General features: G+C 73.2%; 14 protein-coding genes. 5 read left to right on the top strand and 9 right to left on the bottom strand.

What is annotated here, in order from left to right; translation table 11 throughout:
* Window positions 1-44: 44 nt before the first annotated feature.
* Window positions 45-239, bottom strand: coding sequence for a hypothetical protein (locus VIW71_RS11590; RefSeq protein WP_331622014.1), 195 nt, complete (start codon window positions 237-239; stop codon window positions 45-47).
* Window positions 240-1,048: 809 nt separating this feature from the next.
* On the opposite strand from VIW71_RS11590, the gene VIW71_RS11585 reads away from it, so the two are divergent.
* On the top strand, window positions 1,049-2,107 hold the full coding sequence (locus VIW71_RS11585) for a threonine/serine dehydratase (RefSeq protein ID WP_331622013.1): 1,059 nt from the start codon (window positions 1,049-1,051) through the stop codon (window positions 2,105-2,107).
* Window positions 2,108-2,806: 699 nt separating this feature from the next.
* On the opposite strand, the gene VIW71_RS11580 is transcribed toward VIW71_RS11585, so the two are convergent.
* The 4 genes from VIW71_RS11580 to hrcA all read right to left on the bottom strand — a co-directional run bounded on the left by VIW71_RS11580 (window position 2,807) and on the right by hrcA (window position 7,264).
* Entirely contained in the window at window positions 2,807-3,550 is a 744-nt protein-coding gene (locus tag VIW71_RS11580) for a 16S rRNA (uracil(1498)-N(3))-methyltransferase (protein ID WP_331622012.1), read from the bottom strand.
* Window positions 3,547-4,617, bottom strand: a complete 1,071-nt coding sequence (locus VIW71_RS11575; protein WP_331622011.1) for a nitronate monooxygenase — start codon at window positions 4,615-4,617, stop codon at window positions 3,547-3,549. Before VIW71_RS11575 ends, VIW71_RS11580 begins: the two co-directional genes overlap by 4 nt.
* 493 nt (window positions 4,618-5,110) lie before the next feature.
* Window positions 5,111-6,247, bottom strand: coding sequence for a molecular chaperone DnaJ (gene dnaJ, locus VIW71_RS11570; RefSeq protein WP_331622010.1), 1,137 nt, complete (start codon window positions 6,245-6,247; stop codon window positions 5,111-5,113).
* Entirely contained in the window at window positions 6,248-7,264 is a 1,017-nt protein-coding gene (hrcA, locus tag VIW71_RS11565) for a heat-inducible transcriptional repressor HrcA (protein ID WP_331622009.1), read from the bottom strand.
* Between the two features lie 331 nt (window positions 7,265-7,595).
* Here hrcA and VIW71_RS11560 point away from each other — a divergent pair, with 331 nt between their 5' ends.
* Window positions 7,596-8,321, top strand: coding sequence for an MBL fold metallo-hydrolase (locus VIW71_RS11560; RefSeq protein WP_331622051.1), 726 nt, complete (start codon window positions 7,596-7,598; stop codon window positions 8,319-8,321).
* Window positions 8,322-8,526: 205 nt separating this feature from the next.
* A complete protein-coding gene (locus tag VIW71_RS11555; protein WP_331622008.1) occupies window positions 8,527-9,357 on the top strand; it encodes a DUF3097 domain-containing protein in 831 nt (276 codons plus the stop codon).
* Window positions 9,358-9,748: 391 nt separating this feature from the next.
* Here VIW71_RS11555 and hemW read toward each other — a convergent pair whose 3' ends face one another.
* The 4 genes from hemW to lepA form a co-directional block, all read right to left on the bottom strand.
* On the bottom strand, window positions 9,749-10,981 hold the full coding sequence (hemW, locus tag VIW71_RS11550; protein WP_331622007.1) for a radical SAM family heme chaperone HemW: 1,233 nt from the start codon (window positions 10,979-10,981) through the stop codon (window positions 9,749-9,751).
* Window positions 10,982-11,057: 76 nt separating this feature from the next.
* Window positions 11,058-13,067: a SpoIIE family protein phosphatase gene (locus VIW71_RS11545; RefSeq protein WP_331622006.1), complete on the bottom strand. Its 2,010-nt coding sequence runs from the start codon at window positions 13,065-13,067 to the stop codon at window positions 11,058-11,060.
* A gap of 456 nt (window positions 13,068-13,523) precedes the next feature.
* A complete protein-coding gene (locus VIW71_RS11540) occupies window positions 13,524-15,407 on the bottom strand; it encodes an AMP-dependent synthetase/ligase (protein ID WP_331622005.1) in 1,884 nt (627 codons plus the stop codon).
* Window positions 15,408-15,572: 165 nt separating this feature from the next.
* Entirely contained in the window at window positions 15,573-17,423 is a 1,851-nt protein-coding gene (lepA, locus tag VIW71_RS11535) for a translation elongation factor 4 (protein ID WP_331622050.1), read from the bottom strand.
* 263 nt (window positions 17,424-17,686) lie between these two features.
* On the opposite strand from lepA, the gene rpsT reads away from it, so the two are divergent.
* Window positions 17,687-17,953 (top strand): 30S ribosomal protein S20, encoded by a 267-nt coding sequence (gene rpsT / locus VIW71_RS11530; RefSeq protein ID WP_331622004.1) that lies wholly within the window; start codon window positions 17,687-17,689, stop codon window positions 17,951-17,953.
* Window positions 17,954-18,419: 466 nt separating this feature from the next.
* Window positions 18,420-19,163 carry a hypothetical protein gene (locus tag VIW71_RS11525; RefSeq protein WP_331622003.1) on the top strand — a complete coding sequence of 248 codons (744 nt, stop codon included), beginning with the start codon at window positions 18,420-18,422 and terminating at the stop codon, window positions 19,161-19,163.
* The last annotated feature ends 36 nt before the right edge of the window (window positions 19,164-19,199 follow it).

Genomic DNA, 19,199 nt, shown 5'->3' with positions numbered 1-19,199 from the left:
CGCGTCGGGGGCTCCGTCAAGGCCCACCGGGGTCGGTCCCCGGGTCAGCCGGTGGTCAGCGGGGCGTTCAGGCCCTGGACGGAGGTGCGCGGGGTGAGCCGGCTCCCGGGTGCCACCGGGCTGGGGAAGCCCAGGACGGCCAACTCGCCGTTGACCTGGTTCTGGGCCCCGCAGTTGCTGGTGCAGACGGTGGGCGGGTCGGCGACCTCGGTGGCGTCCTCGCCGGTGACCATGCCCATCCGGCCGCCGCTGGCGACGTCCCAGATGCTCGGGCGCGGTGACCAGCGGGAGGACGGGGACCAGCAGGGAGAACGCGGCGCCTGCGGCCCACCCGAGGTGCCGTCGCCGGGTACGTGGCATTGCCATCTGGAGAGTGCTCCTTCGTCCGTACGTTTGCGGTTGCGATGCGCGGTTCGCTGTGGGCGGTTCGCTCTGTGCGTGGGCGGTTCGCGGTGCGCGGTGCGGGGCGACCGGAGTGATCGCCCGCCCCTCCGTACGGGGCACGACGCCCAGTTGTTCAATGCGCAAGCAATCTTTTGCGTAAGGGAGTTGGGTTGCCGTCGGTCGCGGGCGCGCGGGCGCCGCGGGACCGGCCGTGGACCCGGTCAACGGGCTGTCGCGGCGGCCCCGGCCGGACGCCGCGGGTCACCAGCAGCGCCGGTTCGTCGCGGACGCGGCCCACGAGCTGCGCAGCCCGGTGAGCGGCCTGCGCGCCCTACTCGACGTGGCGCCCCGGCACCCCCGGTCGACGCGGGTGGGACGCGCCGGCGCCCGAACTCGTGGCGGAGACCCGGCGGCTGTCCCGGCCGGTCGACGATCTCGTCCAGCCGGCCCGGCTCGACGCCCGCCCCACGCACCGCGAGCACCCGGTGAACGCGCCGATCTCCCGCCCCGTCGGCGGCCACCGTGGGCCTTCCCGCCGTGGGGGCGGGGCGGCGTGCTGAGATCCTGGGTGGCACCACCGTCCACGTCACCTGGCCCGCACCGCCTTCGGCCACTGACCGCGCCGCCACCGGCAGCGGCGGACCGCCATCGCAGGAGCAACGAAGTGCACCGACTCACGTACGACGACATCAAGGCCGCCACCGGTCGGATCGCCGGACGCGTCCGCCCCCTCACCCTCGCCCGGGTCGAGCCCGACACGATCCGCACCGCCCGCCGCGCCCCCGTGGACGGCCGCTCCGAGGAGCCCTGCCAGGTCTGGCTGGCGCTCGAACACCTGCAGCACACCGGCTCGTTCAAGGCCCGCGGCGCGCAGAACTTCATCGAGGCCCACCGCGGTGCGGGAACCCTGCCGGACGCCGGGGTGACGATCGCCTCCGGCGGCAACGCGGGCATGGCGTGCGCGTGGGCCGCCCAGCAGCAGGGCGTCACCGCCACCGTGTTCCTCCCGGAGACCGCTCCCCGGGTGAAGGTGGCCAAGCTCCGCTCGTACGGTGCCGACGTGCGCCTGGTCGGCTCGGAGTACGCCGAGGCCCTGGTCGCGTGCGAGGAGTTCGCGGCGGCGACCGGCGCACTCGCCTCGCACGCCTACGACCACCCGTTGATCGCCGCGGGCGCGGGCACGCTGCTGGAGGAGATCCACGCCCGGATCCCGGACCTGGACACGGTGGTGGTCGCGGTCGGCGGCGGCGGGCTGTTCGCCGGGGTGGCCACCGCGGCTCAGCACCACGGCATCCGCACGGTGGCGGTCGAGCCGGAGAACTGCCGCGCCCTGAACGCCGCTCTGGAGGCCGGCCGCCCGGTCGACGTCACCGTCGACTCCATCGCCGCGGACTCCCTCGGCGCCCGCCGTGCCTCCGCCATCGCCCTGCACGCCGCCCAGCAGGACGGCGTGCGCTCCGTGCTCGTCCCGGACACCGAGATCCGGCGCGTCCGCCAGGCGTTGTGGGACCGTCACCGCATCGCCGTCGAGCACGGCGCCGCCACCGCGCTCGCCGCACTCATGCCACCGGCGAGCCACAACGCCGACGGGGACACGCCGAGCGGGCCCGCCACCGTCCCGAGCCTCGGCTACCGGCCCGGCAGCGCCGAGAAGATCTGCGTGGTGCTGTGCGGGGCGAACACCGACCCCGGCGACTTGGCGCACCGGGCCGCCGCTCTCTGACCACGCCGGCACCGGGCCGCGTCCACGATCCGCCCGCACGGGCCCGGCCCGGCGCGGCGGGCCCGCGTTCGCGGGTCCGGGCAGCCGGCCGACCCCAACGCCATCACCGCGCGCCGCACGTTGACGGGCACCGCCCCGGCCCGCGGGGAGGGTAGCACCTTACCCGACGGCAGGCACTTTGAGTAGCTTCATGTTTACCTTGAGCGAGCAGCGTGGCGCCCGTGTGCACAGCAGGGCAACGGCCGCCGGTGCACCGCCTGCCCCGCGGCGGGTGGTCGCACGCAGCCGTTACGGCACATCCAGTGGCCCATCCGGAGAGCACCAAGCAAAGGCGGTAGCCATGGCTGAGGAAGCCACTGGTCGACTGGGTCACGGAACAACTCGTCCACTGACGCCGTCCGGGGCCGCAGTCCCACCGGCCGCCGCAGCGACGCGCCCGGCGCACCGCAGGCCGCCCGCTACCACCGACCGTCCGCGGCGCGGTGACCGAGGTCCGCCGAGGTCCGCCGAGGTCCGCCGGAAAGGCGCTGGTGCCGCGTCGGTCAGGGTTCGCCCGTCAGGAGCGGCGTCCGGTGCGGTGCGGCGCAGGGCGCCGGATCGGCCTCGGAGGGGGCCTGATCGGTCGGTGCGGCGACACCGCGAGGTGCCGCGCCGGGCGTCGCGACCGGGCAAACTCCGGCTGACGCGGCCGACGCGGCACTAGCTCCAGCGGCCCGTGCGGGTCAGGAGGAGTGCCGTCGCGGCGACGCCCGCCGTCGACGTACGCAGCACCGTGGGGCCGAGGCGGTACGGGGGTGCGCCGGCGGTGGCGAAGGCGGTGAGTTCGTCGGGGGCGACCCCGCCCTCGGGGCCGACGACCAGGACGAGGGAGCCGGCGGCCGGCAGGTCGGCGGTGGCCAACGGGGTCGCGCCCTCCTCGTGCAGGACGCCCGCGAAGTCGGCGCCGCCGAGGAGGCCGGCGACCTGGCGGGTGGTCATCGGTTCGGCGACGGACGGGAAGCGGAGGCGGCGGGCCTGCTTGGCCGCCTCCCGGGCGGTGGACCGCCACTTCGCGAGGGACTTGGCGCCCCGGTCGCCGCGCCACTGCGTGACGCAGCGGGCCGCCGACCAGGGGACGATCGCGTCCACCCCGGCCTCGGTCATCGTCTCGACGGCGAGTTCGCCGCGGTCGCCCTTGGGGAGGGCCTGGACCACGGTGATACGGGCGGCGGGTGCGGGTTCCTCGCGCAGTTCCCGTACCTCCACGTCGAGGGCGTCCTTGCCGTCGACGGCGGCCACGACCCCGTACGCGCCGCGCCCCGCGCCGTCCGCGAGGACGATCTCCTCGCCGGTCTGGAGCCGCCGTACCGACACCGCGTGCCGGCCCTCCGGCCCGGTGAGGGTGATACGGGACGGCGAGCCGTCGAGGGCGGCCGGCTCGACCAGGAAGACCGGGGCCGTCATGCCAGGGCCCGCTGGGCGGCGTGGAGTTCGGCGACGAGGGTTTCCACGAGGGCGCCGGCGGACAGTTCGCGGGCCAGGCGGTGGCCCTGGCCGGCCCACAGCGACATGCCCTGCGGGTCGCCCGCCTCGGCGGCGGCCTTGCGCAGGCCCGCGGTGAGGTGGTGGATCTGGGGGTAGCCGGGCGGGGCGTACGGACCGTGCTCGCGCATGAAACGGTTGAGCAGGCCGCGGGCCGGGCGCCCGCTGAAGGCCCTCGTCAACTCGGTGCGGGCGAACACCGGGTCGGTGATGGCCCGCTTGTGCAGGGGGTTCGCGCCGGACTCCGGGGTGACCAGGAACGCCGTGCCGAGCGCGGCGGCGTCCGCGCCGGCGGCCAGTACGGCGGCGATCTGACCGCCGCGCATCAGCCCGCCGGCGGCGATCACCGGGAGGCGTACGGCCTCGCGTACCTGCGGGATCAGCGCGATCAGGCCGGTACCGGCGCCGGTCCCGTCGAGCAGGGGGTCGTCACGGTGGGTGCCCTGGTGGCCGCCGGCCTCGACGCCCTGTACGCACACGGCGTCGGCCCCCGCCCACTGGGCGGCCATGGCCTCGGCGGACGAGGTGACCGTCACAACGGTGTATGTACCTGCTTTGGAGAAGGCGTCGAGCACGGCGCGTTCGGGGCACCCGAAGGTGAAGCTCACCATGGGCACGGGGTCTTCGAGGAGGACGGCGACTTTCGCGTCGTACGCGTCGTCGCCGCCCGCCTCGGGGTCGCCGAGGGAGGTCCCGTACCAGGCGGCTTCCCCGGCGAGCTGTTCGGCGTAGACGGCGACCGCGGAACGGTCCACGGTAGCGGGCTGCGGCATGAACAGGTTCACCCCGAAGGGTTGCGAGCTCAGGTCCCGAAGCTGGCGGATCTCCTCGTACATCGCCTCCGAGGTCTTGTACCCGGCGGCCAGGAATCCCAGCCCGCCGGCGGCGCTCACGGCCGCCGCCAGCCGCGGATTGGACGCACCGCCCGCCATCGGCGCCTGAATGATCGGATACGCCGAGAAGGAGGAGAGTTCGGTCAACGCGGCCATGCGCACATCGTCCCATGCGCGCGGCGGTCGCTCCCGCGCCGGTCCACCCGCGGGGGCACACCGCGGCCCCGCGCCCCCACCTGCGGTTGCCCGGCACCGCCGAACCGCCCGGTGGGGCCGAACGCCGTCGCGGCGGCACAAGTGCCCCGCAGATTTCCTGCGCCCCACGGAAGGCACCCGCGGCCCCACTCCGCCCGCACTCACGGTGCGCCCGGCACCGCTGAGAACCGCCGACGTGGCCGATCACCGTCGCGGCGGATCGAGGGTGCCCCCCGCGGGTCCCCCGCGCCCCGCCCCTCGCGGTGTGCCCGGTACCGCAGGGCCGTCCGGCGGGTGCGGCTCACTCGGAGCGGGTCGGGGTACGGGGGCGCGCGGCACCCCTCACACCGCCGCGACAGCGCGCTCCGGCGGTGCCGAGCCCACCGCGAGGGTGGTCGAGGCACCGCCGGAGGGAAGGGCACCCGCCGGGCGGACACCCCCCGGAGCGGGCGTTCTAACGACCGTTGAAGGCGTCCTTGAGGCGGGAGAAGAGGCCCTGCTGGCCCGGGGCGAACTGGCCGGTGGGGCGTTCCTCGCCGCGGAGTTTGGCGAGCCGGCGAAGGAGGTCCTCCTGGTCGGCGTCGAGTTTGGACGGGGTGAGGACTTCGACGTGGACGATGAGGTCGCCGCGACCGCCGCCGCGCAGGTGGGTGATGCCGCGCTGGTGGAGGGGGATGGACTGGCCGGACTGGGTGCCGGGCCGGATGTCCACCTCTTCGAGGCCGTCCAGGGTCTCCAGCGGGCACTTGGTGCCGAGCGCGCCAGCGGTCATGGGGATGGTGACCGTGCAGTGGAGGTCGTCCCCGCGTCGCTGGAAGACGGGGTGCGGGACCTCCCGGATCTCGACGTAGAGGTCGCCGGCCGGGCCGCCGCCCGGGCCGACCTCGCCCTCGCCCGCGAGCTGGATGCGCGTGCCGTTGTCGACACCGGCCGGGATCTTGACCGTAAGGGTGCGGCGGGAGCGGACCCGTCCGTCGCCCGCGCACTCCGGGCACGGCGTGGGCACGACCGTGCCGAACCCCTGGCACTGCGGGCACGGCCGCGAGGTCATGACCTGGCCGAGGAAGGACCGGGTGACCTGGGAGACCTCACCCCGGCCACGGCACATGTCACAGGTCTGCGCGGACGTGCCGGGCGCGGCGCCCTCACCGCTGCAGGTGCCGCAGGTGACCGCCGTGTCGACCTGGATGTCCTTGGTCGTGCCGAAGGCCGCCTCGTCCAGTTCGATCTCCAGCCGGATCATCGCGTCCTGGCCGCGCCGGGTGCGCGAGCGCGGCCCGCGCTGCTGCGACTGCCCGAAGAACGCGTCCATGATGTCGCTGAAGTTGCCGAAGCCCGCGCCGAAGCCGCCGGCCCCGCCGCCCCCGCCCGCTGCGGAGAGCGGATCGCCGCCGAGGTCGTAGACCTGCTTCTTCTGCGGGTCGGAGAGCACCTCGTACGCGGCGTTGATCTCCTTGAACCGCTCCTGCGTCTTGGGGTCCGGGTTGACGTCCGGGTGCAGCTCCCGTGCGAGCCGGCGGAACGCCTTCTTGATCTCGTCCGGGCCTGCGTCGCGGCGCACGCCGAGTACGGCGTAGTAGTCCGTGGCCACTTACGACTCCGCCAGGATCTGTCCGACGTAACGTGCCACTGCGCGTACCGCTCCCATCGTTCCGGGGTAGTCCATGCGAGTCGGTCCGACTACGCCGAGTTTGGCGACTGCCTCGTCGCCCGAACCGTAGCCGACCGCCACCACGGAGGTGGAGTTGAGCCCTTCGTGAAAATTCTCATGACCGATCCGTACGGTCATGGTCGAGTCCTTGGCCTCTCCGAGCAGCTTCAGGAGGACCATCTGCTCCTCCAGCGCTTCCAGCACCGGCCGGATGGTCAGCGGGAAGTCGTGGTTGAAGCGGGTCAGGTTGGCCGCGCCGCCGAGCATGATCCTTTCCTCGGTCTCCTCCACGAGGGTTTCGAGGAGGGTGGCGAGGACGGAGGAGACCGCGGGGCGCTCGTCCGGGTCGAAGCTCTCCGGCAGGTCCTGGACCAGCGGCGGCACGTCGGCGAAGCGACGGCCGACGACCCGGCTGTTGAGCCGGGCCCGCAGGTCCGCGAGCAGCGTCTCGCCGACCGGCGCCGGGCAGTCGATCAGCCGCTGCTCGACCCGTCCGGTGTCGGTGATCAGGACCAGCATGATGCGGGCCGGCGCCAGCGACAGCAGTTCCACGTGGCGGACCGACGAGCGGGTCAGCGACGGGTACTGCACGACGGCCACCTGGCGGGTGAGCTGGGCGAGCAGCCGTACCGTACGGCCCACCACGTCGTCCAGGTCGACCGCGCCGTCCAGGAAGTTCTGGATCGCGCGGCGCTCGGCGGACGACAACGGCTTGACGCCCGCCAGCTTGTCCACGAAGAGCCGGTACCCCTTGTCGGTCGGGATCCTGCCCGCGCTGGTGTGCGGCTGGGCGATGTAGCCCTCGTCCTCCAGGACCGCCATGTCGTTGCGCACTGTGGCGGGTGACACACCGAGCCGGTGCCGCTCGGTCAGCGCCTTGGACCCGACCGGTTCCTCGGTGCCGACATAGTCCTGAACGATGGCACGCAGCACTTCAAGTCTGCGTTCGCTCAGCATCGCGCACCTCCAACCGTAATGTCCGACCCTGGGGCCTGCCTGGGGCCTGGCACTCATGCGTTTCGAGTGCCAGCTTCCCCGGAGCCAGTGTACGGCGAGGCGGCAAGGGGTCGGCAAGAGCGGCTCCCCACCTGTGTACGGGAGCGGGTGCGCGGGTGGACGCGGCGGCGGGGCGGGCGTACGGAAGAGGATGGGCGGGGCCGGGCAGGGAGGCGTGGTGCGGCGGGCGGCGGGGCGGGCACGGCGATAGCGTCGTCCTGTGGAGTCCGAGCAACCAGAGGAGTCGGCGGAGGCGGCGGAGGCCGCTGCTGCCGGGAACGCGGCGGGGCCCGTGCCCTGCGGCTCGGGGTGGGAACAGCTCGCCCCGGGGGTCGCGCGGCGGCGGCTGCCCCACCTCGACGTGACGATCGGCCTGGTCGTCGGCGCGGACGGGGTGCTGCTGATCGACACCGGGTCCACGCTCCGCGAGGGCGCCGAACTGCGCGGACAGGTCGAGGCGCTGACCGGCCGCGCGGTCACGCACGTCGTCCTCACCCACGGCCACTTCGACCACGTCTTCGGCACGGCCGCGTTCCCCGGCACGCAGGTGTACGGCGAACGGTCCCTGGACGGCTACCTGCGCCGCGAGCGGGAGGCGCTGCGGGAGTCCGCGGCACGGTTCGGCACCGACCCCGGGGAGGCCGCGGAGGCCGCCGCCGCGCTGGTCCACCCGACCCGCCCGGTCACCGGTGAACTCGCCCTCGACCTCGGGGACCGCCCGGTGCGGCTGGTCCACCCCGGCGCCGGGCACACCGGCCACGACCTGGCGGTGATCGTCCCGGGCGGCACCGCGAGCACCCCGACGGTGGTCTTCTGCGGCGACCTGGTCGAGGAGTCCGGCGAGCCGCAGGCGGACGGGGACTCGGTCCCCGGCGCCTGGCCGGCCACCCTGGACGCCCTGCTGGCCCTCGGCGGCGAGACGGCCCGCTACGTCCCGGGCCACGGCGCGGTGGTGGACGCGCGCTTCCTGCGTGCCCAGCGGGACGCGCTCGCGGAGCGCTTCGGGAAGCCGTCGTAGGGCGTGCGGGGCGCGGGGGCGCGGGCGGCGTAGGCCGTGCGGGGGTGCGGGGCGCGCGGGGCGTGGGGCGTACGGGGCCGGGGACGTACGGCTCGGGGCGCACGGGGCGGGCCGGGCCCTACGAGCCCAGGACGTACGCGGCAGGGGCCGTATGGGGCAAGGGCCGTACGGGGTCGGTGCGGCGGCTGCGCCTACCATCTCCTGCATGAGCGGCAGGAGTTACGACCCGGATCTCACCCCTCCCTGGAAGAGGTCCGCACCGGCCCCGGACGTGGCCGCGGAGACGGACCTCGTGGTCGAGGAGGCGACGACCGGCTTCTGCGGCGCGGTGACGCGGGTGGAGAAGACCGCGGAGGGCCTGACGGTCACCCTGGAGGACCGGCACGGCAGGCTCCGGGTCTTCCCGATGGTCCCGCGCGGCTTCCTCATCGACGGGAAGCCGGTCACGCTCGTACGGCCCCGGGCCCGCCCCGCCCCGCGCGGTCCGCTGCTGTCCGCCTCCGGCTCGGTCGCCGTCCCCGGCGTGCGGCCCCGGGTCGCCCGCGCCGGACGGATCTACGTGGAGGGCCGCCAGGACGCCGAACTCGTCGAACGCGTCTGGGGCCACGACCTCCGAGTCGAGGGCGTCGTCGTGGAGTACCTGGAGGGCGTGGACGACCTCCCGGCCCTGGTGGCCGCCTTCTCCCCCGCCCCCGACGCCCGCCTCGGCGTCCTCGTGGACCACCTCGTCCCGGGTTCCAAGGAGTCCCGCGTCGCCGCGGCGGTCACCGGTACCGACGTGCTCGTCGTCGGCCACCCCTACATCGACGTCTGGCAGGCGGTGAAGCCCTCCTCCGTCGGCATCCCGGAATGGCCGCTCGTGCCCCGCGGCGAGGACTGGAAAACCGGTGTCTGCCGCGCCCTGGGATGGACCCACCTCTCCACGGGCGAGGCCTGGCAGCGCATCCTCGGCTCGGTCCACACGTACAAGGACCTCCAGCCGGAGCTGCTGGGGCGGGTCGAGGAACTGATCGACTTCGTCACCGCGCCCGCCTAGGGCGTTCCCCTTGCCACGGTGTGCGGATCTCGCGTTGCGTCGGCTGCGTCCGCGCGGCACCGGACACGACCCCCGGGCGGATCGCGGTCGATGCGGCGGTGATGCCCCGGACGGCTGCTGAGGCTCGGAGCGTTCTTCCACCGGGCTCCTCCTGCGAGTGCCTCCTTCCGCGCCGAGGGCAGGTAGGCACCGCGAGCACCGTAAGCGCCCGCGCGCGGTGGCCGGTTCTGCGGTGGCCGGTTCTGCTGCGGCCGGCGGAGGTCACGCGCCGCCGGATGGTCGCACACCTCGCCGTGGTGCGGGCGGGAGGAGATGCCCAGGTCGCTGCAGCGCGCCGCTCGACGGCCCGCCCTCGCCCCGGAAGACGCTCGCGGGGTGTGTCGGACAGGCACTAGTCCACGAGGTCCCGCACCACCGCGTCGGCCAGCAGCCGTCCGCGCAGGGTGAGGACGGCGCGGCCCCCGGTGTACGGGGCGGGCTCCAGGAGGCCGTCGGTGACGGCGCGGGCGGCGGCCCGGGTTCCGGCCGGTGCGAGGAGGTCGAGGGGGCAGCCGGCGGCGAGGCGGAGTTCGAGGAGGATGCGTTCGATGCGGCGGTCCTCCGGGGTGAGCAGTTCGCGGCCCGCGGCCGGGGTGCGGGATTCCGCGAGGGCCTGGGCGTACGCGCCGGGGTGCTTCACGTTCCACCAGCGGACCCCGCCGACGTGGCTGTGGGCGCCGGGACCGGCGCCCCACCAGTCCGCGCCGGTCCAGTACAGCTCGTTGTGGCGGCAGCGCCCGGCCGCGGAGGTGGCCCAGTTGGAGACCTCGTACCAGCCGAAGCCCGCCGTGGTGAGCCGTTCCTCCGCGATCAGGTAGCGGTCGGCGTGCACGTCGTCGTCGGTCGTCGGTACCTCGCCGCGCCGGATGCGCCGGGCGAGCTGCGTCCCCTCCTCCACGATCAGCGCGTACGCGGAGACGTGGTCGGGCCCGGCGCCGATCGCGGCGTCGAGCGAGGCTCGCCAGTCGTCGTCGGACTCACCGGGCGTGCCGTAGATCAGGTCGAGGTTGACGTGCTCGAACCCGGCCGCGCGGGCCTCGGCCACACAGCGCTCCGGGCGCCCCGGGGTGTGCGTACGGTCCAGCACCCGCAGCACGTGCTGCCGCGCGCTCTGCATTCCGAAGGACACCCGGTTGAAGCCTCCGGCCCGCAGCGCCGCGAGGTACGCCGGGTCCACGGACTCCGGGTTCGCCTCGGTGGTCACCTCCGCGCCCTCCGCGAGCCCGAACTCCTCGCGGATCGCGCCGAGCATCGCCACCAGATCGGCCGCGGGCAGCAGCGTCGGGGTGCCGCCGCCGACGAAGACCGTGTCGACCGGCCGCGGGTCGTCCCCCAGCACCTTCCGGGCCAGCCGGACCTCCTCGATCAGCACGTCCGCGTAGTTCTCACGGGAGGCCAGCGCGCCGCCCGAACCGCGCAGCTCGCTCGCCGTGTACGTGTTGAAGTCGCAGTAGCCGCAGCGCGTCGCGCAGTACGGCACGTGCAGATAGAAACCGAGCGGCCGGCCGGCGGCGCCGTCCAGCGCGTGCGCCGGCAGCGCACCGTCCGCGGGCACGGGTTCGCCGTCGGGAAGTACGGAAGGCATCCTCCCAGTATCCGGCACACCACCGGGTCCCTGGCTCCCCGGTCCCGGCTCCCCGGTCCCGGTCGGGACAGGCCCCCTACCGCGCCTGGAGGACGAGGACCGCCAGGTCGTCGTCGGGCGGTGTCGTGTCGTAGTCGTGGACCGCCTGACGGATACGGTCCGCGACGTCCGCGGCGCGCAGGCCCGCGCAGGCGCGCAGCGCGCGGGCCAGGCCGTCGGCGTCGTCGAACTGGCGGTGGCCGCGGCGGCGCTCGGTGACACCGTCGGTGACACAGAGCAGGGTGTCGCCGGGGGCGAGGTCCAGCGTTTCGCTGGTGTAGCGGACGTCGTCGGAGATGCCGAGCAGCATCTGCGGCGCTGCGGCGGGCCGTACCGTGCCGTCGGACGCGAGGACCAGCGGGAGCGGGTGACCGGCCGAGGCGAGCGTGCAGCCGGCGCCGTACCCGGGGGCGTACGGCACGATCTCGCCGTACAGCAGGGACAGGAAACGGGGCTGGCCGTCCTCCCACGCGGCGGTCCCCCCGATCAGCGCGGTGGCGGCCTCGTCGGCGAGCGCCTTGTTGAGCCGGTCGAGGACGTCGGAGACGCCGTAGCCCTCGCGGGCCAGCAGGCGCAGCACGGGCCGGGCGATGCCGGTGAGGGAGGCGGCCTCCGGGCCGTTGCCGCAGACGTCGCCGAGGGCGAAGCACCAGCGGCCGTCGCCGGCCGGGAAGAGGTCGTAGAAGTCGCCGCCGACCCAGTCGCCGGCCAGGGGCTCGTAGACCACGGCGTGCTCCACACCGGGGATCCGGCCGGCCGCGGGCGGCAGCAGACCGCGTTGCAGCACCGTACTGATCATGGCCTGGCGCGCGTACTGCCGGGCCGTGCCGAGCGCGAGGGCGACCCGGCGGGCGAAGTCCTCGACCAGGTGGATCAGTTCGTCGGCCAGGCCCAGCGGCCCGGTGCGGCCGAGCAGCAGCGTGCCGTGGCAGCGGCCGGCGGCGACCAGCGGGACGCTCAGCGCCTGGTCGGTCCTCCCGCCCTCCGCGGGTGGCCTCGTTCCCCCAACGCCCACTCCGGGGACCCAGGTGTCGGCCCTCGGGAGCGATTGGTCGGCCTTCCTGCTCTCCCCCTGCCTTCGGCGGGAGGTGCCCCCACCCTCCGCGGGTGGCCTCGTTCCTCGGCCGCCCGCTCCGGGAGCTCGGGCGTCAGCCCTCCGAGGCGCCCCGCCCTGGCCGCGTGGCGCGTCGTCGTCCATGAGCGGCCAGGGTGTGCGCCGCGCGCCGGGGCGGGTGGTGGGCTCGGGCGGCGACTTGTCCAGTACGGCGCGCAGGCCGTCGATACGGTGCTCCTCACTGTGCCAGACGTGCGACAGGCGGGGCGCGGCGCCGGCCGGGTACAGCCAGACCGCGCACCAGTCGGCGAGACGCGGTACGAGGAGCTGGGTGGCGAGGACGGCGACGTTCTCCTCGTCCAGTTGGCCGGCGAGCAGGTCGGACGCCTCGGCGAGGAAGGAGAGCGAGCCGCGGCTGATCCACTCCGCGTCGGCGCGGCGGGGCGCCTGGGCCGGGTCGGGTGCGAGGAGTTCGGCGGGGGCGCGGGGCGCGGGGACGTTTTCGGGGGCGGGGTGCTGCGGCGGGAGGGCCTGCGGGGCGGTTGCCTGGTCGGGGACGTCGACGGTGGCCTGCCGGGTTGCCCGGCCGCGGACGTCTTCGCGGGCGTCCTCGCGGGCGTCCTCGACGGCCAGGCGGCACCAGACGGTTTTGCGGTCGGGGCGGTACGTGATGCCCCACTCGTCGGACAGCTCGGCCACGAGGTGCAGGCCGCGGCCTCCCTCGTCGCGGTGGTCGTCGTCCTCGCGGCGCAGCATCCGGGTGGGGTGCCGGTCGGAGACCTCGATCACCAGCCCGGAGTCGAGGCGGCACAGCACGTCGGCGGCGGTGCCGGCGTGCACCACGGCGTTCGTCACCAACTCGCTGATCAGCAGGGTCGCGTCGTCCACGAGGCGGTCGGTGAAACCGGGGACCGCCCATTGGGCGAGCGTCGCCCGCAGGAAGCGCCGTGCGGTGCAGGCCGCCTGGGGGTTGCCGGGCACGGTCGTCCCCACGGGTTCCTGCGCGGCCGTGTGCCGCGGGGCGGCCGTCTGCCGGGCAGGGGCCTGCGCGGCCGTGAGTCTCGGGGCGGCGGTCGGCGGAGCCGCGTCCTGCGGAACCGTGAACGGGGTGCCCTGCGGGGCTGGGTGCTGCGGAGCCGTGGGTGGGGTGGGCCTCACGGTTCCGAGAGTGACACCTGACGCCTTCCGGGGTGCCGCGACGCCGGGCTGTTCCCCCCTTCCGGTCCCTTTTCCCCGGAGTCCGCCGCTGCGGGGCACCCCCCTCCGCTACAGTCCCGCGGCGTAGCGGCCGCGGGACCACAGGGGCGCGGGGAACTGCGCGACCGAACCCCACCGGCCGGCACCGCGGACGCGACGGGACGGTCCCGGCGCGTCCCGGCGCGCTCTGCCACGCGGCGTCCTGGCAGAGCGCGGCCCCACAAGGAGCCGCGCATACGCCGCCGGTGACCGCTATTTCTCCCGCGCGCCTTCGTACATCTCGTCGATGAGCGCGGCGAACTCCCGCTCCACCACCGGACGCTTCAGTTTCAGGCTCGGGGTGAGGTCACCGTGTTCCACGTCCAGGTCGCGCGGCAGGACGCGGAACCGCTTGATCTGCTGCCAGCGCTGAAGCCCTTCGTTGAGCCGGTTCACGTAGCCCGTGATCAGCTCATTGACCTGATCGGTGGCGACGAGGTCGCCGTACGCGCGGCCGTCGAGCCCGTTGTCCTTCGCCCAGCCGAGGAGCGTCGGCTCGTCCAGGGCGAGCAGCGCCGTACAGAAGTTGCGTCCGCCGCCGATGACCAGGACGTTGCTCACGAACGGGCAGACCGCCTTGAACCGGCCCTCCACCTCGGCGGGGGCGATGTACTTGCCGCCCGAGGTCTTGATGAGGTCCTTCTTGCGGTCGGTGATCTTGAGGAAGCCGTCGGGGGACAGCTCGCCGATGTCGCCGGTGTGGAACCACCCGTCGGGCTCCAGCACCTCCTCGGTCTGCTCGGGGAGGCCGTGGTAGCCCTGCATGATGCCGGGGCCGCGCAGCAGGATCTCGCCGTCCTCGGCGATCCTCACCTCCAGACCGGGCAGCGCCTTGCCGACCGTACCGGTGCGGTACGCCCTGCCGGGGTTGACGAAGCTCGCGGCGCTGGACTCGGTGAGGCCGTACCCCTCCAGGACGTGGATGCCGGCGCCCGAGAAGAAGTAGCCGATCTCGGGGGCGAGCGCGGCCGAGCCCGAGACGCAGGCCCGCAGCCGCCCGCCGAACGCCTCGCGCAGCTTGGCATAGACCAGCTTGTCGGCGACCGCGTGCTGGGTACGCAGGCGCACCGGCGCGCTCGGCGTACCGGTCAGCCGCATGCTGTTCTGGGTGACCTTGGCGTACTCGCGGGCCACCTCCGCCGCCCACGTGAAGATCCTGTGCTTGGCGGCGCCGCCCGCGCGGGCCTTGGCGGCGGCGCCGTTGTAGACCTTCTCGAAGATGCGGGGCACCGCCGCCATGTAGGTGGGCTGGACGACCGGCAGGTTCTCGATGATCTTGTCGACCCGTCCGTCCACCGCGATGACGTGCCCCACCGTGATGTGCGCGGCGGTGAGCACCTTGCCGAAGACGTGCGCGAGCGGCAGCCACAGGTACTGCACGTCGTTCTCGTCCAGCAGCTCGATCGCCTGGATGGCGAGGGCCATGTACGCCCACGCGTCGTGCGGCAGCCGTACGCCCTTGGGACGGCCGGTGGTGCCGGAGGTGTAGATGAGCGTGGCCAGCTGGTCCTTGGTGAGCGCGGCGACCGCGTCGGTCACCGCGGCGGGGTGCTGCTCCAGATAGGCGGCGCCCCGCTTCTCCAGCGCGTCCAGCGACAGCACCCAGCCGTCGCCGTCGGTGTCCGCGGCGTCGTCGGCCGTCATCACGACGACATGGGCGAGGTCGGGCAGGTCGGCGCGGGCCTGCCGCGCCTTGGCGAGTTGAGCGGCGTCCTCCGCGATCAGCAGCCGGCTGCCGGAGTCGGCGAGGATGAACGCGGTCTCGTCGGCGTTGGTGCTCGGGTAGACGGTGGTGGTGGCCGCGCCCGCACACAGCACGCCGAGGTCGGCGAGGATCCAGTCGACGCTGGTGTTGGCGGCGATGGCGACCCGCTCCTCGGGCCGTATACCGAGGTCCATCAGGCCGGCCGCGATCGCATACACCCGGGTGGCCGCCTCGCTCCAGGTGAGCGACTTCCACCCGTCCGGCCCCTGGCCGTCCTCGGGCGGGACCGGGTAGCGGTAGGCCTCAGCGTCGGGCGTGGCCGCCACCCGCTCGAGGAAAAGCGTGGCCACGGACGGCGGCCGGTTCTCGATCAACGTCTTTGTGTCGGTCACGCCAACCTCCGGGCACGTGCAGTGTTCTTGACTCGCCAGTGTTCTTAACTCGCCAGTAACCTATCCGTCGGATCAGCGTAGAGGGCCGACGCCCGACACGTAAGGGGGCGGACCGGCGGACCGCGCCGCCCCCGAACCGTCGGCCACCCGGAGGTTACCGACGAGTCACTTCTTCGCCTTCGACTCGCCCTCGGAGTCCGAGGACAGCACCGCGATGAAGGCCTCCTGCGGCACCTCCACGCTGCCGACCATCTTCATCCGCTTCTTGCCCTCCTTCTGCTTCTCCAGCAGCTTGCGCTTCCGGGAGATGTCGCCGCCGTAGCACTTGGCGAGCACGTCCTTGCGGATGGCGCGTACCGTCTCGCGGGCGATCACCCGGGAGCCGATGGCCGCCTGGATGGGTACCTCGAAGTTCTGCCGCGGGATGAGCTCGCGCAACTTGGCCACCAGCCGCACGCCGTACGCGTACGCCTTGTCCTTGTGGGTGATGGCCGAGAAGGCGTCCACCTTGTCTCCGTGCAGCAGGATGTCGACCTTGACCAGGCTGGCGCTCTGCTCGCCGGTGGGCTCGTAGTCCAGCGAGGCGTAGCCGCGGGTCTTGGACTTGAGGTTGTCGAAGAAGTCGAAGACGATCTCGGCCAGCGGCAGGGTGTAGCGGATCTCCACCCGGTCCTCGGAGAGGTAGTCCATGCCGAGCAGCGAGCCGCGCCGGTTCTGGCACAGCTCCATGATCGCGCCGATGAACTCGGTGGGTGCGAGCACGGTGGCCCGTACCACCGGCTCGTGCACCTCGGCGATCTTGCCCTCGGGGAACTCGCTCGGGTTGGTGACGACGTGCTCGCTGCCGTCCTCCATCGTCACCCGGTAGACGACGTTGGGCGCGGTGGCGATCAGGTCGAGGCCGAACTCGCGCTCCAGCCGCTCGCGGACCACGTCCAGGTGCAGCAGGCCGAGGAAGCCGACCCGGAAGCCGAAGCCGAGAGCGGCGGAGGTCTCCGGCTCGTAGACCAGCGCGGCATCGTTGAGCTGGAGCTTGTCCAGGGCCTCGCGCAGCTCGGGGTAGTCCGAGCCGTCCAGCGGGTACAGGCCGGAGAACACCATGGGCTTGGGGTCCTTGTAGCCGCCCAGCGCCTCGGTGGCGCCCGCCGTCTGGGTGGTGATGGTGTCACCGACCTTGGACTGCCGTACGTCCTTCACGCCGGTGATCAGATACCCCACCTCGCCGACACCGAGGCCGGCCGCGGGCAGCATCTCCGGTGAGTTGGTGCCGATCTCCAGCAGCTCGTGCGTGGCGCCGGTGGACATCATCCGGATCCGCTCGCGCCTGGTGAGCCCGCCGTCGATGACCCGGACGTAGGTGACCACACCGCGGTAGGAGTCGTAGACCGAGTCGAAGATCATCGCCCGGGCGGGCGCGTCCGCGTTGCCGACCGGGGCCGGCACGTCGCGCACCACGCGGTCCAGCAGCGCGTCCACGCCGACGCCGGTCTTGGCGGAGACCTTGAGCACGTCGGAGGGGTCGCAGCCGATGAGGTTGGCCAGTTCCTCGGAGAACTTCTCCGGCTGGGCGGCCGGCAGGTCGATCTTGTTGAGCACCGGGACGATGGTGAGGTCGTTCTCCATCGCCAGGTAGAGGTTGGCGAGGGTTTGCGCCTCGATGCCCTGTGCCGCGTCGACCAGCAGGATCGTGCCTTCGCAGGCGGCCAGCGAGCGGGACACCTCGTAGGTGAAGTCCACGTGGCCCGGGGTGTCGATCATGTTCAGGATATGGGTGCTGCCCGCGCCCTCGCCGGTGGTCGGCGCCCAGGGCAGGCGCACCGCCTGCGACTTGATCGTGATGCCCCGCTCACGCTCGATGTCCATCCGGTCGAGGTACTGGGCGCGCATCTGCCGCTGGTCGACGACGCCGGTGAGCTGGAGCATCCGGTCGGCCAGCGTGGACTTGCCGTGGTCGATATGGGCGATGATGCAGAAGTTGCGGATCAGCGCCGGGTCGGTACGGCTCGGCTCCGGCACGTGGTCCGGCACATGGGAAGGGGTCGCGGGCACGCAGGGTCCATTTTCTTGAGACGGTTGTCGCCTGTGCTGGTCGGATCGACACGCAGCCTCCATAGTCCCATGGCTCGGGGCCCGGCATCGGTTTGGGAGCCGCCGGACCCGGCTGGTAGCCTGGGGCGCTGTGCCTCGTACGCTCTGACCTCTGACCGGAGTAAACCCGAGGCGTCGATGTGTCGGTAGTTTTCGGTAATTTACGGTAACGAACCTGAGAAGGCTCTTTCGTGGCGAACATCAAGTCCCAGATCAAGCGGAACAAGACCAACGAGAAGGCGCGCCTGCGTAACAAGGCCGTCAAGTCCGAGCTGAAGACCGCGATCCGTCGCACCCGCGAGGCCGTCGCCGCCGGTGACGCCGAGAAGGCCACCACCGCCGCCCGCCTCGCCGCCAAGAAGCTCGACAAGGCTGTCAGCAAGGGCGTCATCCACAAGAACCAGGCCGCCAACAAGAAGTCGGCGCTGGCTCACTCGGTCTCCGCGCTCCAGGGCTGATCACCCCGCGCCGTACGGGCCGCGCGCACCGTACGGCGGTACGACCGTAGGACCCAAGGTCCCGTAAGACCTGTACGACCGCAGGACCCGCCTTACCGCGGTCCGCGGCACCGCCGACAACCGGAATCAGCGGCCCCTCTACCGCCCGGACCGGCACCGCCCGGATCGCGCGCCGCACGCGGACGTTCGCCACGTGGGCAGCGGCGCATTCGAAGCACCCACGGCCCGCCCGGGAGAGCCCGGGCGGGCCGTGTGCTGTCCGGGGTCCTCCGGGTTCTCCCGCTTTCCCGGCCTTCCTCAGCTTTTCCCGGGGTTCTCCGGGTTCTCCGGGTTCTCCCCCGGGTCGGATGACGGTGGCAGCCCTTATTCTCGGCTCATGTCGACGCCGCCGGACCAGCCGAGCGCATCCCCGTACTCCACTCCTCCATCGGGTCCGGGCGACAGACCGGGCGGTTACGGTACGCCCGTGCCGCCGCAGCACAATCCGTACGCGCAGCCGAGTCCGTACGCGCCGCAGGGGTACTACGCACCCGGCGCGCCGCCGCCGGGTGCCGCGCAGCCGGGCGGGGGCCGCGGCGGCAGGGCCGGGCGGGCGGTGCTGTGGGCGGTGGTCGGGGCCGCGGTGGCGTCCGCGCTGTGGGGCGGCGGAGTGCTCCTGCTCGGCGGGTCCGACTCCGCCTCGGCCGACCTGCGCGGGTACCGCACGAAGAGCGACCTGTGCGCGACCGCCGACCTGTCCGCCTTCGAGGCAAAATACCCGCAAGCCGACTCGACGCCCACCGGCTACACCGCCAAGGGCGAGTCGCTGGACCGGATGTCGTGCGACAAGGGCCTGGAGATGGCGGGGTCCAGCTATGCGGACGCATACCTGTCCATCGACGTGGACCTGCACAAGAAGTCCGACCCGGCACCGGAGTTCGCCGACGCCTGGCTCGGCTACAAGCAGCACGGGGCCTCGTACGTGGTCACGCCGGTGGGCGGTTTCGGGGACGAGGCCTACCTGGTCACCGAGGACACGGTCACCTCCGGCAGCGGCGACCGCGAAGTGATCCTCGCGGTGCGGGACGGCTGGATGACGTACTCGATGAGCTGGCGCGTGTACGTGTCCTCGTACGACACCGACCAGGGGAAGACGGCGCCGACGGTCGGGGAGGCGACGGAGTGGGTGAAGGCGGCGACGAGGGCGACGCTGGCGAAGCTGAGGTCGTGAGGTGCCGCGCGGCGGTCAGGACCGGGAACCTCCCGG

Origin of the sequence: Streptomyces sp., assembly GCF_036524955.1 — a bacterium.
In the GTDB taxonomy this organism is placed as follows: Bacteria; Actinomycetota; Actinomycetes; order Streptomycetales; family Streptomycetaceae; genus Actinacidiphila.
This window is presented reverse-complemented; position numbering and strand designations above follow the sequence as displayed.

Excerpts from the sequence above, each read along its gene's own strand:
- VIW71_RS11590 (WP_331622014.1), bottom strand. The coding sequence starts at position 239 with ATGGGCATGGTCACCGGCGAGGACGCCACCGAGGTCGCCGACCCGCCC.
- VIW71_RS11580 (WP_331622012.1), bottom strand. The coding sequence starts at position 3,550 with ATGACGGCCCCGGTCTTCCTGGTCGAGCCGGCCGCCCTCGACGGCTCG.
- VIW71_RS11575 (WP_331622011.1), bottom strand. The coding sequence starts at position 4,617 with ATGGCCGCGTTGACCGAACTCTCCTCCTTCTCGGCGTATCCGATCATT.
- hrcA (WP_331622009.1), bottom strand. The coding sequence starts at position 7,264 with ATGCTGAGCGAACGCAGACTTGAAGTGCTGCGTGCCATCGTTCAGGAC.
- VIW71_RS11555 (WP_331622008.1), top strand. The coding sequence starts at position 8,527 with ATGAGCGGCAGGAGTTACGACCCGGATCTCACCCCTCCCTGGAAGAGG.
- hemW (WP_331622007.1), bottom strand. The coding sequence starts at position 10,981 with ATGCCTTCCGTACTTCCCGACGGCGAACCCGTGCCCGCGGACGGTGCG.